The following is a 15,638-nucleotide window of genomic DNA, read 5'->3' as shown; positions in this document are numbered from 1 at the left end:
TTTCAAGCTCAGCCGACGGCATGGAGAATGCAGGGCCGGTTTCCTTGCGCGCGATATCAACTAAATCGGCGACAACCGCTGATGCGGTTGGTTTGTCACCTGCGCCTGCGCCTTGGAACAGCAAGCGGCCAGAGAAATTGCCTTCGGCAACAACGGCATTGGTTGCGCCTGTGACATGTGCCAGCGGGTGGCTTAAAGGCACGAGGCAAGGTTGAACGCGTTGGAAAATAGTCGACGATCCATTGTCACCGTCAATTTCGGCAAGACCGATGAGCCGGATGCGATAGCCCAATGTTTTAGCCTGTGCGATGTCCGCCGCCAGGATTTTCCGGACGCCGCGTGCTTCGACGCCGCCAAAATCAATGACAGAGCCAAAGCTGAGTGACGCAAGAATTGAGAGCTTATGTGCGGCATCAATGCCGTCAATGTCGAATGACGGATCGGCTTCGGCAAAGCCTTTGGCTTGGGCATCGGAAAGAACCTGCGCAAAATCTAACCCGTCGCGCTCCATGGTGGACAGGATGAAATTGCAGGTACCGTTAAGGATACCATAGACTCGGTCAATGCGGTTCGCCGCGGCACCATCCCGCAGGCCCTGAATGACCGGAATGCCGCCTGCCACCGCCGCTTCAAATTTGAGCGCGGCCTGCTTGCTTTCTGCCAAAGCTGCAAGTTCAAAACCATGATGCGCGATCATCGCCTTGTTGGCGGTAACCAAAGCGCGCCCGTTGGCCAAAGTCTCACGCGCGAGCGTTAGCGCGGGGCCGTCTGATCCACCCACGAGCTCTACGACGACGTCAATGTCATTAGCGGTCGCAAGCTGTCCCATGTCATCGACCCAACGATAAGGCGATAGGTCAACGCCGCGATCCTTTGTCCGGTCACGCGCGGTAATAGCGACAATTTTGATCTCGCGGCCGGCCCTGCGCCCAATCAAAGCCGCATTTTCTTCAATCAGGCGAATGACGCCACTGCCCACGGTTCCAAGTCCCGCGAGGCCCACGTTAAGGGGTGCATGACGAACTGCTGTAGACATGGCTAAATGACTTTCTGCCTAGAATCTGATGGATTTAAGCCGCGCTTAAGTGGAATTTGATGGAAACGCCAGCCCAAGCTTGCGATGCACTTGCGCGTGTTAAAACAATCGCAAGGCTGGCGCTTGCCCATGGCGTTCGCTAGAGCCGAGATAAATACGAAATCGGGGTAAAAAAATGCGTGCAGTTGGTGTTATCGGGGCAGGTCAAATGGGTGCAGGCATCGCGCAAGTGAGCGCCGCTGCTGGCTATCATGTCTATCTGTCCGACATTGATTTGGCCAAGGCCGAAGCAGGCAAAGCGAACATTGCCAACGCCTTGGCCCGCTTGGTTACCAAAGAGAAAATGGGGCAGGGCGAGGCCGCCACATTGTTGACACGCATTGAACCCGTCGCCAGCTATGAGCCCATGGCGGATGCTGGGCTGATCATAGAAGCCGCAACAGAGCGCGAGGACATTAAGCGCAAGATTTTTGAGGCCGTGGGCAAGGTCCTTGGCCAACAGGCGGTACTCGCATCGAACACATCGTCCATCCCGATTACCCGTTTGGCGCAGGCGTCGTCCGACCCCAAACGCTTCATCGGCGTCCATTTCTTTAATCCCGTGCCGGTCATGGGCCTGATTGAAATCATTCGTGGGCTTGCCACGACCGACGCCACCGTCGACGTCGTGCGCCAATATGGCGAGGCGCTTGGCAAGCAATTGGTTTTTGCCAATGATGCGCCGGGCTTTATAGTCAACCGTGTGTTGATGCCGATGATCAATGAGGCCATCTTTGCGCTTGGCGAAGGCGTGGCCAGCATCCGCGACATCGATACCGCGTGCCAGCTCGGCCTTAATCACCCCATGGGACCGCTGACCTTAGCAGATTTTATAGGGCTCGATACCTGTCTTGAAATCACCAATGTGCTGCTTCAATCGACGGGTGACCCAAAATTCCGTCCCGCCCCATTGCTACAAAAATATGTTGAGGCCGGATGGTATGGCCGCAAAGTGAAGCGCGGATTTTATGATTATTCGGGTGACGTTCCAGTTCCAACGCGCTGAGGCTTAAGCGCTGCGCGCCTTCATAAAAGCTTGGCTTAGATCAGCGATCAAATCGTCGGTGCCTTCCAAGCCAATCTGTAGCCGAATGAGCGTGCCATCCTTTTCCCAAGCTACGGCCGACCGGTATTTTTCAGGTTGGACCGGCAAAGCCAAGCTTTCAAAGCCGCCCCAGCTATAGCCGATGCCAAACAGGTCGAGTGCATCTACAAAGGCAGCGGCGGTTGCGGCGTCACCCTTATGGATGAACGAGAATAAGCCCGACGCGCCCGTAAAGTCACGCTTCCAAATTGCGTGCCCTGGGCATTCCGGCAACGCGGGATGGAATACGCTCGCAACATCTGGCTGTGTTTGTAACCATTTGGCGATCTGCAGTGCCGAGGCCTCATGTGCCTTCATCCGGACGGATAAGGTCCGTAGGCCGCGGCTGGCGAGATAGGCATCGTCGGGTGACACTGTCTGGCCTAGTTGTTGCGCGGTTTGGCGCAATCGCGTCCAATATTTCACATGCGTGGTGACGCTGCCCATCATGACGTCGCTATGGCCGACAATATATTTGGTGCACGATAAGATCGCCATATCGATGCCCTTGTCGAGCGCCGTGTGATAAAAAGATGTCGCCCAAGTGTTATCGAGCAAAGTGACCACATTATGTTTTTTGGCCGCTGCGCAAATGGCCGGAATATCTTGCACCTCAAAGGTCAGGCTTCCGGGCGATTCCAACAATATCGCTTTAGTGCGATCGCAAAACAGCGTGTCATAATCAGTGGTAAGCGGATCGAAATAGCGTGTCTCAACCCCAAAACGCTTCAGAAATCCGTCGGCCAAGGACCGGCTTGGGTCATAAGCGTTGTCCGTCATTAACAAGACGTCACCGGACTTTAAAACGGACAGCAACGCGCACGCAATAGCGGCGACACCTGATGGATAGAGCATCGTCCCGTGCGCGCCGGGTTCCATATTGGTCAACGCCTCGGCCAACGACCATTGTGTCGGTGAACCGCGGCGACCGTAGAAAAAGTGGCCGTCCGCATTGCTCGATTTACCTGCCTCCAAAGCCGCAACATTGTCATATAAATGTGTGCTGGCGCGCCAGACAGGCACGTTGACGACGGGGCCAGTGAGTGCGCTGCTTCGCCCTGCAGTGACTATTTTAGTGGAGGGCTTTTGGGGCTTGTCAGAACTCAAGCCGCACCCAGCGCTTTTGGAGTGTCTGCATCGAGGCCCCATTCGGACCAGCTTCCATCATATAACGCCACATCGGTCTTGCCGGTCATGCGTGCGCCAAAAAGGACAACTGCAGCGGTCATGCCTGACCCGCAAGTGGTAATCATGGGCTTGTTCAGATCTACGCCAACGTCGGTAAAGGCTTGCGTTAATTCTGCGCCGCGCTTCCATGTTCCGTCTGCACTGAAAAGCTGCCCAAATGGTAAGTTACGGCTGCCCGGAATATGCCCTGATGCCATTTCAGGCCGTGGCTCGGCCTCTTCGCCCGTAAAACGGCCAGCACCGCGGGCATCGACGACATCGGCGTCCTTGCTGTGCAAATTGGCGAGCATGTCGGCCTTGTTGCGTACGGCCTTGTCATCTTTCCACACGGTAAAATGACGATGGCGCAATGTGGGTTTGCCGGTTTCTAGCGGGCGGCCTTCGGCTTTCCATTTGGCGATACCACCATCAAGTATTGCCACAGCATGTGCACCAAACAAGGTCAGCATCCACCAAGCGCGGGTAGCAGACTTGAACGGGCTGTCATCATAGACCACGATACGACTGCCGTCGCCAAGCCCTAGCGATTGCATACGGCTCGCGAATTTTTCGGGTGGCGGCAATGTGTTCGGCAGACTGCTATTGGCATCGGCCAATTCTTCCAAATCCATGAACACGGCGGATGGAATATGCCCGCCTTCATATTCTGCCTGCGCATTGCGACCCGCATCGGGCATGAACCATGTGGCATCGACTACGCGAAGGTCGGACGCGCCGATTTCGTTCGCCAACCAATCGGTGCTTACTAACAATTCCATGATGTCGTCCTTGCCCGCTTATATGATTCTTATGGGGAGTAGGATAAGACGCTTTTACAAACTATCCAAGCGTTTCCAGAAACTGCTGCGCATGCGCCCGAAGCTTTACTTTATCTGCGTCCGTCATGCGCGCCCAATTTTTATACGGCATTGCCATACGGGGATTTTTGCGCAGCTTGCTTTCATTCCGGGCAATGAAGTCCCAATATAATGCATTGAAAGGGCAGGCTTTTGCGCCAATGCGTTGTTTGACGTCATAACGGCAATTTGTGCAATAATCGGACATGCGGTTAATATAGGCACCGCTCGCCGCATATGGTTTGGACGCGAGCATGCCGCCATCGGCGAACTGGCTCATGCCAAGGCTGTTGGGCAATTCCACCCATTCATATGCATCGGCATAAACGGCCAGATACCATAAATGTACCTGTTTCGGGTCCAGCCCTGCCAGCAAAGCAAAATTGCCGGTGATCATCAGCCGCTGGATATGATGTGCGTAGCTATGCGCGATTGTCTGGCCAATGGCCTGCGACAGGCAATGCATGTCGGTATTACCCGTCCAGTAAAATGCAGGCAGGGATCGCGTGGCGTCAAGTGCGTTGCTCTCCACATATTCGGGGCCAGCGTGCCAGTAAATACCGCGTACATATTCGCGCCAGCCAATGACTTGCCGAATAAAGCCTTCGGCGGCGTTAATCGGAACCTTTCCCGCCCGATATTGCTCCTCAACTGCGCGGCACAGCTCAAGCGGGTCAATCAGGCCCGAATTGATATAAGGTGAGAGGATCGCGTGCCATAAAAACGGTTCGTCCGTGAGCATTGCGTCCTGATAATCACCAAAATGGGGCAAGGCATGCGCCAGAAAATGCTTTTGCTGTTGCAATGCGTCTTCACGGGTCACGGCAAAGCCAAATTTTTCTGTCTGTCCGATATTGTCACCATAACGGGCCTCAACCATCTGGATAACCTCTTGCGTCACAGCATTGGGTGTAAAATGCAGTGGCTTAGGCATCGTCAGATCGCGCTTGGCGGGTTTGCGGTTCTCGGCGTCAAAATTCCATTGCCCGCCTTCGGGCGCACCTCCGTTCATGAGCAGGCCGGATTTGCGGCGCATATCGCGATAAAAAAATTCCATGCGCAATTGCTTACGGTCCTGGGCCCAGCTTTCAAACTCAGCATGGGTGCACAAAAATCGGTCGTCTGGAAGGATGGTCACTGGAATATCAAAACGGTCGGGCCAGCTATCGAGCATGGCCTTTACGCGCCATTCGCCCGCCTCGGTCACGCGCAGTGCGGAGACTGTGTGCCGCTCGATTGCGCGCGCAATTTCGCCGGTGAAGCTGCCGCTGTTGTTGGCATCGGTGAGTTTTACGTAATCTACGGCCCAACCTGCTGCGCGCAGATCCTCTGCGTGATGGCGCATGGCGGACAGGATATACGCCATTTTGGATTTATGGTGCGGCACATATTCGGTTTCTTCGTCGACCTCCGCCATCAAGATGACGCATGCTTTTTTGTCCTGCTCTGCCAAAGAAGACAGACCGTGGCTTAGCTGGTCGCCAAATATCGGAATCAAAATTGTCATGTTTGCGACATAACGCGGGGCGCATGCAAGGGCGATACAGGGTTTCCAGAAAGACGAGGGTCAGGCTGTTTGGATGGATGCCGCTATATTTATGCTTGAGCCGTTTGCTTCGCGCTACAAAACGGCTAAATGCGCGATCATGACTGACACACTAAAGCCCAAATTTCTCGGTGCACAAAGCGCGCTTCCCCAAACGCCCGAAGAAGCGCAGCTGGATTATGTTCCCAATCCGCGGCCAGGCACCCTGTATCTCGCGCGCTTTGCGGTGCCTGAATTTACCTCGCTGTGCCCCGTCACGGCGCAGCCAGACTTTGCGCATTTGGTGATCGATTATGCGCCAGATGCGACAATAGTCGAATCAAAATCGTTAAAGCTGTTTCTAGGTTCATTCCGCAATCACGCCGCCTTTCATGAAGACTGCACCGTTGGCATTGGCGAGCGACTTTTTTCGGAGATGAAGCCGCATTGGCTGCGTATCGGCGGCTATTGGTATCCACGCGGCGGTATTCCGATTGATGTGTTCTGGCAATCGGGCGAGCCGCCTAAGGGTTTGTGGATCCCCGATCAAGGTGTGCAGCCCTACCGCGGCCGGGGCTAGGGTATTAAACCTGCCCGCACAATATTCTGTCAGTAGCCGCGAACATCAAGGCCGCTGCGTGCTAATTTCTCATCTCGTCGACGCTCAAGAATCGTTCGTCGCAAAATATGGGTAAAAGCTGTTCTCGACGAAAAGCCTGCTTTAGCATTTCTGCATGGCCAATAAATTAAGAGTTCACGAAATTCGCATGCAGGGCATAAGCCGAAAAGGCATCGCCGCATTGGCGATTATGGGCATGTTGTCGGCATGCGTTGCCGCAGAACGCGCGCCATCACGGCCACAGCCAGCGCCAGCCGTGAAAAAGCCAGTGGCGCCCGCAATTCCAGTTCGCCCAGCGGCTGTCCGCGCACCTGCAGGGCTGGAAAATCTGCTGAACGACCAATGGCGCAATTTTCCGGGTCGCACGGGCGTAGCAATCATGCGTATCGACGGCGGAGAATGGATAACTGGTCAACGCGTTGACGAGCTATTTCCACAGCAAAGCGTATCCAAAACATGGGTGGCACTGACGATTTTGGACTTGGTCGACCAAGGTAAGATCCGGCTGGACCAAAAAATACGCATTACGCGCGACGACCTTGCGGTCTTTCATCAACCCATTCGCGACCGCGTTATCGCCAATGGCCAGATAGAGGTGACCGTATTGTCGCTTCTCGAACAAGCGATTATCAGCAGCGACAACACCGCCAATGATTCTCTGCTGCGTACGGCGGGTGGTCCGCAGGCCGTGCAGAATTTTCTTTTGCGTAAAAAACTAGGTGCCATCCGCTTTGGTCCGGGTGAGCGTGCGATGCAAAGCGCGATAGCCGGGCTGGAATGGCGTCAAGAATATGCCATTGGACAGCGCTTTTATGCGGCGCGCGCAGAAGTGCCCCTGGCGACGCGAAAAGCAGCGTTGGATCGTTATCTTGCCGATCCCGTCGACGGAGCAAGTCCGGAGGCGCTTGTCCGCGCGCTTGCGAAATTGGCTAAAGGCGAGCTGCTTTCACCTGCATCGACGCGCCTAATCTTGGAGATAATGTCACGTACATCAAGCGGACCGAACCGGTTGAAGGCAGGCGTGCCTGTGGGGTGGCGTTTTCTGCATAAGACGGGGACTGGACAAATTCTGCCGCCGGTCTCAACGGGCTATAATGATATTGGCATAATGACGGCGCCTGACGGTACACGTTATGCCGTGGCCATAATGATGGGCAGCACGACCGCGTCCATTCCGCAGCGCATGTCATTCATGCAGTTTGTGTCGCGCACCGTCGCCACATATCACGGACAATAATCGCAGATAGAAATTCGGGTTGCCCAAGACATAGTCCAGCATTGTCTCAGGCAAAGAAAAGGGCCGCCCTGTAAACAGGACAGCCCTTTTCAAAATGCTTTCGCTTAGAAAGCGCGAATATTACTTCGCAGCTTCTTTCGCAGCGTCTGCAGCGGCGCCAGCTTCTGCAGCAGCGTCAGCAGCAGGTGCAGCAGCGTCTGCAGCAGGAGCAGCAGCGTCAGTTGCAGCAGCATCGGTAGCTACTTCAGCGCCTTCAACAGCGGCGTCAGCAGCTTCTGTTGTTGCTTCTGTTGTTGCTTCTGTTGTTGCTTCTTCAGCACCTGAGCAAGCAGCCAAACCGAGCGAAGCGGCAAGAACGAGAGATACAGCAATTTTCTTCATATGGGAAACCCCCTAGCAAAACTTATGAAAACCTGACAGGCACGTTGCAAGAATTGCAGCTTGCCTGCGAAAAGCCCTCTAGCCCGTTCATAATTCGCTGGCAATGCGCTTTTTCATTTCGGCAGAATGTTACATGGCTGTTTTGGGCTTATGTCTACTATAACGGTAGAAAATATGGCGAATTTGTGCGGATTGACTTGATATAAAGAATTCTTTATATCTATCTGAAATGATCAATTTGTTAAACATCATGCGGGCTCTAGCTGACCCTACACGGTTACGAATCGTGTTTCTAGTGCGTCGGCTTGAGCTATCTGTAGGTGAATTGGTCCAAATACTCGATCAGAGCCAGCCTCGCGTTTCCCGGCATATCCGGATCCTGGATGAGGCCGGCCTTTTGGAGCGTCGCAAAGAGGGAAGCTGGGTATTCTTAAGGCCTAGTGGGATGTTAACCGACGGCTCGCTCGCATCTTTATTGGCAGAGGCCGATGTGTCGCAGGCAAAAGCGTTCCAGCGGGACCTACTTCGGCTGGATGAAGTCCGCAACGCGCGCACCGACATGGCAGCGCAATATTTTGCGGCGCATGCCGATGAGTGGGATTCACTCAGATCATTGCACATTGCCGATTCGGAAGTTGAGGCGCGTTTAGCGCAAGTTCTGCATAGCGCCCCCTTAGGCCAAGTGCTTGATGTGGGAACTGGCACTGGGCGCATTGTCGAATTGTTTGCGGCCGATTCCAGTCGGCTTGTTGCGATAGATAGCAGCCCCGAAATGCTGCGGCTTGCCCGCGCGAAAATTGCGAACTTAAGTCCCGAAATCGCAAATAAGGTCGATATCAAGCTTGGTGACTTCAACATGCTACCGGTGGCGGATGGTGAATTTGAAACGGTCATCTTTCACCAGGTCTTGCATTATGCGCAGCACCCTGAAGCTGTCATTGCCGAAGCGATCCGCACGCTTGCGCCGGGTGGCCGTCTGGTCATCGTTGATTTTGCCGCGCACGATCTGGAAGAATTGCGCACAGTACATGCCCACGCCCGGCTTGGCTTCTCGGATGACTTCATGAAAAAGGCATTTAATAGTCACGGTCTGCAGATGGTGCATCAAACCGCGCTTGAGGCAGGCTCTTTGGTGGTCAAAATCTGGATGGGCGAGAAGCTCTCGGGGCAGCAGCCGCATCCTACAAATAACTTCAACCCAAAAAACAATTTAAGGATCGTCGCATGATTCTCCCACTTGCTCAGATGCAGGAGGCCAGTCGGGCTGTTGCCTCGCCTCTTTTTGCTGGGCTTCCCGGCGATTGTGAAATTAGTTTCGAATTTTTCCCCCCCAAAACGGAGAAGATGGAAGAGCAGTTATGGGATTCGGTCGTGACACTCGCGCCGCTTGGTCCACGCTTTGTCTCGGTTACTTATGGTGCAGGCGGCACAACCCGCGAACGCACGCATAACACCGTGGCGCGCATCGCCCGCGAGACCGCTATTCCGGCAGCCGCACATTTGACCTGCGTTGAGGCATCCAAGGGTGAAATTGCCGATGTCGCCAACGCTTATTGGGAGGCGGGGGTTCGCCATATCGTTGCGTTGCGCGGGGACGCCCCTAATTCTGATGGCCAATTTGTTCCGCATCCCGAAGGCTATGCCAGCGCGGCGGAGCTGGTGGAAGGTTTACGTAAGTTGCACCCGTTTGAAATTTCGGTCAGCGCTTATCCAGAAACTCATCCAGAGGCTTTGTCGGCTGCGGCAGACATTGACTTTCTCAAGCGCAAGCTAGACTCCGGCGCGAGCCGCGCGATAACGCAATTCTTTTTTGAACCCGAAACATTCTTCCGTTTCCGCGATGCGGTTGCGTCGGCGGGGATTGATGCGGAGATTGTGCCGGGCATCATGCCCGTGTCGAACTTCGCCGCGATCACCCGCATGTCGCACATGACGGGGACCGCGATACCTGATTGGATGGCGGATGTGTTTAATGGATTGGATGATCATCCGTCCGCACGGCAATTGGTGGCTGCCACTGTTTCGGCAGAAATGTGCCGGAAATTATATGCGGGCGGCGTTCGAGAATTTCACTTCTACACCCTGAACCGCGCCGAGCTATCGTACGCGATTTGCCATTTACTGGGCAAACGGCCCGCCGCTGCAGCGCAAAAGGCCGCAGCATGAGCGCGCGTGAAGCCTTTGTCGCCCGTGCAGCGCAACAGATTTTGGTTTTCGACGGTGGCTATGGCACCGCGATTCAAGGTTATAAATTGTCTGAGGCCGATTATCGCGGCGCGCTTGAACTGACGCACGATCAAAAGGGCAATAATGACCTATTGTCGATCACGCGGCCCGATGTCGTGGGCGCCATCCACAGTGCTTATTTGGATGCGGGTGCCGATATGATCGAGACCAACACGTTCAGCGCGACAAAAATCAGCATGGCCGATTATGGATGTGAGCATCTGGTGCGGCAGTTAAACATGGAATCTGCCAAGCTGGCGCGGGCCTGCTGCGAAGCTGCTGAGGCGAAGGACGGCATAAAACGGTTTGTCGCCGGTTCGATTGGTCCGACCAACAAAACCCTGTCCTTGTCGCCTGACGTCAACGACCCTGGCTATCGTGAGATAGATTTTGACTATTTGAAGGATGTCTATCGCGAACAATGCGATGCGCTGATCGAAGGTGGTGTCGATTTCTTGTTGATTGAAACTATCTTCGACACCCTCAACGCCAAATGCGCGGCGATGGCCGCGCAAGAAGCTGCTGCGGCCTGTGGCCGCGATGTACCGTTGATGATATCCATGACCATCACGGACATGGCTGGCCGAAATTTGTCAGGCCATACAGTAGAAGCATTCTGGGCTGCGATCCGGCATGTCAAACCACTGACCATCGGGTTGAATTGTTCGTTCGGCGCGGATCTGCTGCGTCCGCATCTGGCCGCATTATCCAAGCAAGCTGACACGCTCGTGATGGCCTATCCCAATGCAGGTCTGCCCAATGATTTGGCCGAATATGATGAACTGCCCGAAACCACGGCACAATTGATTGGGCAATGGCTCGACGATGGCCTGGTAAATGTTATCGGCGGTTGCTGTGGCACAACCCCAGCGCATATCGCCGCAATCGCCAAGGCAGTTGCGGACCGTGCGCCACGTTCCATTCCCAAGGCGGATATTATGACCCGACTGGCCGGGCTCGAACCCTTCGTCATGGCCGCCTGAACCTTATAAAGCAGAACAAAAATGTCCCCCACCATGTCCTCTTCCCGCTTCGTCAATATCGGCGAGCGCACCAATGTTACTGGCAGTGCCAAGTTCAAAAAGCTGATCCTCGCAGGCGATTATGAAGCTGCGGTCGAAGTGGCGCGCGACCAGGTCGAAAATGGTGCGCAGATAATCGATATTAACATGGATGAAGGCCTGCTGGACGCGCATGAAGCGATGACCACCTTCATCAAGCGTATCGCTGCAGAACCTGATATCGCCCGCGTGCCGTTAATGATCGACAGTTCCAAATGGAGCGTGATTGAGGCCGGGCTGAAATGCGTTTCGGGTAAACCAATCGTCAATTCGATCTCGATGAAAGAGGGCGAAGAGGCGTTCCTGTGCCATGCGCGCTTGTGCATGGCTTATGGTGCAGCGGTCGTGGTCATGGCGTTCGATGAAACCGGCCAAGCTGACACGCAAGCCCGTAAGGTCGAGATTTGCAAACGCGCTTACGACCTACTTATTGGCATCGGCTTTCCGCCGGAGGACATCATTTTCGATCCCAATATTTTTGCGGTGGCAACGGGGATTGAGGAGCATAATAATTACGGCGTCGATTTTATCGAGGCGATAAAGGAACTCCGCATCCTTTGCCCTTATGCGCATTATTCGGGCGGGCTTTCGAACCTGTCGTTCAGCTTCCGTGGCAACGAACCCGTCCGCCGGGCGATGCATTCCATCTTTCTCTATCACGCCATCCCTGCCGGGCTTGATATGGCCATCGTTAACGCGGGGCAGCTTGATATTTATGATGACATTGATCCTGAACTGCGCGTTGCTTGCGAAGACGTGATCCTCAACCGCGATCCTGATGCGACTGAGCGCCTGATCGCGCTGGCCGAGAAATATCGGGGGACCGATGTGGCGCAGGAAAAGGCGGAGGCCGAATGGCGCGGCTGGCCTGTGACCAAAAGGTTGGAGCATGCCTTGGTCAAAGGTATCGATGCGCATATCGTCGAAGACACCGAAGAAGCGCGGCTTGCCATCAAAGCGGCTGGCGGTCGCCCAATTGAGGTTATTGAAGGGCCGTTGATGGACGGCATGAATGTTGTGGGTGACCTGTTCGGATCAGGTCGCATGTTCCTGCCGCAAGTGGTAAAATCGGCGCGCGTGATGAAGAAAGCAGTCGCGCATCTCTTTCCGTATATTGAAGCGGAAAAAGAAGCTGGGGCCAAGGGCAAGGGCAAGATCATCATGGCGACCGTGAAGGGCGATGTGCATGATATTGGCAAGAACATCGTTGGCGTGGTGCTTCAGTGCAATGGCTTTGAAATTGTAGATCTCGGCGTCATGGTGCCATGGCCGACAATCTTGCAAGCGGCGGTCGAACATGATGCCGATATGATCGGCCTTTCGGGCCTTATCACCCCTTCGCTCGATGAAATGGTGACCGTTGCCGAGGAAATGGAAAAATCGGGCATGTCGATGCCACTGATGATCGGCGGCGCAACCACGTCGAAAACGCATACGGCATTACGCATTGAACCCGTCTATTCCGGTCCTGTCATCCATGTGCTTGACGCCTCGCGCGCGGTCGGTGTTGCGGGCACATTGGTCAGCGACACTATGGCGGACAAGTTCGTTGCGGACACCCGCGCTGAATATAGCCATATACGCGATGCCCGTGCTGGCAAAACGGCAAAGCCGCTCGCCACGTTGGAAGAAGCGCGCGCCAATGCCTTTGAAATCGACGAAAGCCTAAAGCCAGCCGCACCGCAAAAGCCGGGTGTCCATGTCTATGATGATTGGGACTTGGCCGACTTGCGCAATTATATCGACTGGACCCCATTTTTCCGGGCATGGGAATTGCACGGCAATTATCCAGCGATTTTGACTGATGAAATCGTCGGCGAAAGCGCGACCAGCTTATTTGCCGATGCCAATGCGATGCTCGACAAGATCATCAAAGAAAAATGGCTTCGCGCCAAGGGCGTTGCCGGCCTGTGGCCCTGTTCGCGCGATGGCGATGATGTGCTTGTCTATTGCGACAAGACGGAGGCGCATGTCCGCTTACCGTTCTTGCGCCAGCAAATCGCCAAGCGCGAAGGCAAAGCGAACATGTGCTTGGCCGATTTTATTAGCCGCGATGGCGACTGGATTGGCGGATTTGCAGTGACCACGGGCCACGGCATTGAGACGCATTTGGCCGGGTTCAAAGCCAATATGGACGATTATTCAGACATCATGCTGAAGGCGCTGGCGGACCGCTTGGCGGAGGCCTTTGCCGAACGGATGCACGAACATGTCCGCAAGGAATTATGGGGCTATGCCCCCGATGAACAATTCACGCCCGAGGCCCTGAACCGCGAAGAGTATCGTGGCATTCGGCCCGCCCCCGGCTATCCCGCCTGTCCAGACCATAGCCTAAAGCCGACATTGTTCGACCTGCTGGATGCGACGCAGCAAACGGGTATCACTTTGACCGAAAGCTTTGCCATGTTACCAACCGCAGCCGTGAGCGGCCTATATTTCGGCCACCCGCAATCTGAATATTTTGGCGTCGCGCGTATTGGCGATGATCAGGTGTCGGATTATGCAGCGCGGCGTGGGTTGGACCTTGACCGCGCGCGGCAATATTTGCGGCCCAATCTCAACGAGTGAGAAGTCAAGAGTTCTTGACCCTAAGCGCACATCGGGAATGGCCTATAGCCGGTTGAATATAAATCCGGCAAACCAACCGAGCAGCAACGAGACAAGCACCGCTATTGCGCCATAAAATAACGCATAATCCTGCGCCAAAACGGTGACCAATTGTTCGAAGCCGGTTTTGCGTATCCGGACTTCGACATTGTCGTCGGCAACAATCACCCGGCCATCACGAATGAGCAAAGTTTCCGCAGTGTAGATACCGACGGGCACACTAGACGGAATGTTGAGGCGTGCGCGATATAGCACTTGATCGGTGATTTCGACCGTGCCCGCCTCTTGCCGGAAAAGACCGTTGCGGCGATTTAAGTCCACCAGTCCATCGACAAAGCGGCGCTGTTCGGTGGCATTGACCTCCCCGCTGGGCGACAATTGCAGGCGGTCAAGGCCAAGCTCGTAAATCGCTGCCGTTTTGCTGTTGATGATTTGATCTAATGGCCGTGATGACGCGATGGCATAATATGCGGGAACGGACCGGAAATCGGTGCTATCGGCGTTGATCCAGATGCCGGCAATTTTCTGCTTTTCCCGTAAAGTAACGGACCGGGTTGGCCCGCGCAGAACAACTGCGACATCGACTTGCCCGTCTGGCGCCACGCCACGTGGATAGATGATGGCCCCGAATAAAAGCATTTCCGCGCCGGTGAATCCCGATTGAATATTGATTTCCCGTTGCGAGACATCAGGCACCAATTTGGGCACATTTTGCGCGCTTGCCGATATCGGCAGCAAAAACAATATCAGGGCGAATAAACGGATCATAACGCCTGCAACGTGTAGATTTCGTCGGGACGCCAGCCCAGGCCAAGCGCCATGCGGATCGCGACCAGCAGCACGATCGCAGCGAGAAAGAGGCGCAGATATTCTGGCCGCATACGTTGCGCCAGACGCGCGCCGATTTGCGCACCTGTCACACTGCCAATAAGCAAGAACACAGCCAGCACGATATCGACGGCTTTAGTGGTCAAGCTGTGCATCATCGTTGACGCTATTGTGACGAACAAAATCTGGAATAAGGATGTCCCGACCACAACCTGCGCGCCCATCCCCAAAAGATAGAGCATGGCGGGCACCATGATGAAGCCGCCGCCGACGCCAAGCAGCATGGTCATGATACCCGTGATAAAGCCCAATATCAAAGGCGCGATAGGCGAGATATAAAGACCGGAACGATAGAAACGCCAGCGCATTGGCAAATTGGCCACCAACGGATGGTGTCGGCGTTTGGCCGCAGCGACCGGCTTTCCCGCGCGCACGGCAAGGACGTTGGTTAAGCTTTCCTTGGCCATCAAGCCACCGATGCTACCCAACATCAGCACATAAAGGATGTTGATGACGGTATCGATCTGGCCAAGCGCTTCCAATATCTCAAAGATCGCGGCGCCCGCGCCTGTGCCGAATATTCCACCGACCACGAGCACGCCGCCCATCTGGAAATCAACTCCGCCGCGTTTCATATGTGCGAACACGCCCGAGACGCTTGCCCCTGTCACCTGCGTAGATGCAGACGCCGCAGCTACCGCTGGCGGGATACCGTAGAATATGAGCAACGGCGTTGTTAGGAACCCACCACCCACGCCGAACATGCCCGACAACACGCCGACGCCGCCACCCAGAAGGATGATCACCAGCGCATTGACCGACAGATTGGCTATAGGAAGATAAATATCCATGATCGACTATCGCACTCTAACGGCATTTGACGGCAGGATAAAGGCGGGGTTTTAGAAACTGGTGGACAAGGTGATCGTGGGACCACCGCTATGCCGAGCGACGCCACCCTTACCTAGGAT

The 15,638-nt window shown here is 54.8% G+C and carries 14 protein-coding genes; 7 read left to right on the top strand and 7 right to left on the bottom strand.

Translation table 11 applies throughout. The features are described 5' to 3' along the window. Window positions 1-1,036, bottom strand: a 1,036-nt coding sequence (locus ACILP4_RS04600) for a homoserine dehydrogenase (RefSeq protein WP_395619569.1), incomplete at its 3' end; no start/stop codon positions are given. Window positions 1,037-1,211: 175 nt separating this feature from the next. Between ACILP4_RS04600 and ACILP4_RS04595 the strand changes: the two genes are divergently transcribed. Next, window positions 1,212-2,081, top strand: a complete 870-nt coding sequence (locus ACILP4_RS04595; RefSeq protein ID WP_395619568.1) for a 3-hydroxyacyl-CoA dehydrogenase NAD-binding domain-containing protein — start codon at window positions 1,212-1,214, stop codon at window positions 2,079-2,081. A gap of 3 nt (window positions 2,082-2,084) precedes the next feature. Here the strand turns inward: ACILP4_RS04595 and metC are convergent, their stop codons facing one another. From metC to ACILP4_RS04580, 3 genes are all read right to left on the bottom strand, one after another. Further along, on the bottom strand, window positions 2,085-3,308 hold the full coding sequence (gene metC / locus ACILP4_RS04590; protein WP_395619567.1) for a cystathionine beta-lyase: 1,224 nt from the start codon (window positions 3,306-3,308) through the stop codon (window positions 2,085-2,087). After that, complete coding sequence (gene sseA, locus ACILP4_RS04585; protein WP_395619566.1) at window positions 3,263-4,105, bottom strand: 3-mercaptopyruvate sulfurtransferase; 843 nt, start codon at window positions 4,103-4,105, stop codon at window positions 3,263-3,265. Before sseA ends, metC begins: the two co-directional genes overlap by 46 nt. Window positions 4,106-4,166: 61 nt before the next feature. Further along, window positions 4,167-5,690, bottom strand: coding sequence for a cryptochrome/photolyase family protein (locus ACILP4_RS04580; protein ID WP_395619565.1), 1,524 nt, complete (start codon window positions 5,688-5,690; stop codon window positions 4,167-4,169). A gap of 139 nt (window positions 5,691-5,829) precedes the next feature. Between ACILP4_RS04580 and queF the strand changes: the two genes are divergently transcribed. Both queF and ACILP4_RS04570 read left to right on the top strand, forming a co-directional pair. Continuing rightward, window positions 5,830-6,288: a preQ(1) synthase gene (gene queF / locus ACILP4_RS04575; RefSeq protein WP_395619564.1), complete on the top strand. Its 459-nt coding sequence runs from the start codon at window positions 5,830-5,832 to the stop codon at window positions 6,286-6,288. A 154-nt stretch (window positions 6,289-6,442) separates the two neighbouring features. After that, window positions 6,443-7,564, top strand: coding sequence for a serine hydrolase (locus ACILP4_RS04570; RefSeq protein ID WP_395619563.1), 1,122 nt, complete (start codon window positions 6,443-6,445; stop codon window positions 7,562-7,564). Between the two features lie 120 nt (window positions 7,565-7,684). Here ACILP4_RS04570 and ACILP4_RS04565 read toward each other — a convergent pair whose 3' ends face one another. After that, window positions 7,685-7,945, bottom strand: coding sequence for a hypothetical protein (locus ACILP4_RS04565; protein ID WP_395619562.1), 261 nt, complete (start codon window positions 7,943-7,945; stop codon window positions 7,685-7,687). A 229-nt stretch (window positions 7,946-8,174) separates the two neighbouring features. On the opposite strand from ACILP4_RS04565, the gene ACILP4_RS04560 reads away from it, so the two are divergent. Genes ACILP4_RS04560 through metH form a run of 4 tightly spaced genes read left to right on the top strand, consistent with a single transcriptional unit; the run spans window position 8,175 to window position 13,800 of the window. Then, window positions 8,175-9,173, top strand: a complete 999-nt coding sequence (locus tag ACILP4_RS04560) for an ArsR/SmtB family transcription factor (protein ID WP_395619561.1) — start codon at window positions 8,175-8,177, stop codon at window positions 9,171-9,173. Continuing rightward, on the top strand, window positions 9,170-10,111 hold the full coding sequence (gene metF, locus ACILP4_RS04555; protein WP_395619560.1) for a methylenetetrahydrofolate reductase [NAD(P)H]: 942 nt from the start codon (window positions 9,170-9,172) through the stop codon (window positions 10,109-10,111). The genes ACILP4_RS04560 and metF overlap by 4 nt, the downstream gene beginning before the upstream one ends. Then, window positions 10,108-11,154, top strand: coding sequence for a homocysteine S-methyltransferase family protein (locus ACILP4_RS04550; RefSeq protein ID WP_395619559.1), 1,047 nt, complete (start codon window positions 10,108-10,110; stop codon window positions 11,152-11,154). Before metF ends, ACILP4_RS04550 begins: the two co-directional genes overlap by 4 nt. 21 nt (window positions 11,155-11,175) lie before the next feature. After that, complete coding sequence (gene metH, locus ACILP4_RS04545; RefSeq protein ID WP_395619558.1) at window positions 11,176-13,800, top strand: methionine synthase; 2,625 nt, start codon at window positions 11,176-11,178, stop codon at window positions 13,798-13,800. A 42-nt stretch (window positions 13,801-13,842) separates the two neighbouring features. Here metH and ACILP4_RS04540 read toward each other — a convergent pair whose 3' ends face one another. Together ACILP4_RS04540 and ACILP4_RS04535 are read right to left on the bottom strand one after the other, a co-directional pair. Beyond that, complete coding sequence (locus ACILP4_RS04540) at window positions 13,843-14,607, bottom strand: TIGR02186 family protein (protein WP_395619557.1); 765 nt, start codon at window positions 14,605-14,607, stop codon at window positions 13,843-13,845. After that, window positions 14,604-15,518: a sulfite exporter TauE/SafE family protein gene (locus tag ACILP4_RS04535; RefSeq protein ID WP_395619556.1), complete on the bottom strand. Its 915-nt coding sequence runs from the start codon at window positions 15,516-15,518 to the stop codon at window positions 14,604-14,606. Before ACILP4_RS04535 ends, ACILP4_RS04540 begins: the two co-directional genes overlap by 4 nt. Window positions 15,519-15,638 lie beyond the last annotated feature (120 nt).

This window comes from Sphingorhabdus sp. (genome assembly GCF_044239045.1).
Taxonomy (GTDB): domain Bacteria; phylum Pseudomonadota; class Alphaproteobacteria; order Sphingomonadales; family Sphingomonadaceae; genus Sphingorhabdus_B.
This window is presented reverse-complemented; position numbering and strand designations above follow the sequence as displayed.

What these genes read in the sequence shown, in the direction of transcription:
- ACILP4_RS04595 (WP_395619568.1), top strand. Translation starts at nt 1,212, where the DNA reads ATGCGTGCAGTTGGTGTTATCGGGGCAGGTCAAATGGGTGCAGGCATC.
- metC (WP_395619567.1), bottom strand. Translation starts at nt 3,308, where the DNA reads ATGGGGCCTCGATGCAGACACTCCAAAAGCGCTGGGTGCGGCTTGAGT.
- sseA (WP_395619566.1), bottom strand. Translation starts at nt 4,105, where the DNA reads ATGGAATTGTTAGTAAGCACCGATTGGTTGGCGAACGAAATCGGCGCG.
- ACILP4_RS04580 (WP_395619565.1), bottom strand. Translation starts at nt 5,690, where the DNA reads ATGACAATTTTGATTCCGATATTTGGCGACCAGCTAAGCCACGGTCTG.
- queF (WP_395619564.1), top strand. Translation starts at nt 5,830, where the DNA reads ATGACTGACACACTAAAGCCCAAATTTCTCGGTGCACAAAGCGCGCTT.
- ACILP4_RS04570 (WP_395619563.1), top strand. Translation starts at nt 6,443, where the DNA reads ATGGCCAATAAATTAAGAGTTCACGAAATTCGCATGCAGGGCATAAGC.
- ACILP4_RS04565 (WP_395619562.1), bottom strand. Translation starts at nt 7,945, where the DNA reads ATGAAGAAAATTGCTGTATCTCTCGTTCTTGCCGCTTCGCTCGGTTTG.
- ACILP4_RS04560 (WP_395619561.1), top strand. Translation starts at nt 8,175, where the DNA reads ATGATCAATTTGTTAAACATCATGCGGGCTCTAGCTGACCCTACACGG.
- metF (WP_395619560.1), top strand. Translation starts at nt 9,170, where the DNA reads ATGATTCTCCCACTTGCTCAGATGCAGGAGGCCAGTCGGGCTGTTGCC.
- ACILP4_RS04550 (WP_395619559.1), top strand. Translation starts at nt 10,108, where the DNA reads ATGAGCGCGCGTGAAGCCTTTGTCGCCCGTGCAGCGCAACAGATTTTG.
- metH (WP_395619558.1), top strand. Translation starts at nt 11,176, where the DNA reads ATGTCCCCCACCATGTCCTCTTCCCGCTTCGTCAATATCGGCGAGCGC.
- ACILP4_RS04540 (WP_395619557.1), bottom strand. Translation starts at nt 14,607, where the DNA reads ATGATCCGTTTATTCGCCCTGATATTGTTTTTGCTGCCGATATCGGCA.
- ACILP4_RS04535 (WP_395619556.1), bottom strand. Translation starts at nt 15,518, where the DNA reads ATGGATATTTATCTTCCTATAGCCAATCTGTCGGTCAATGCGCTGGTG.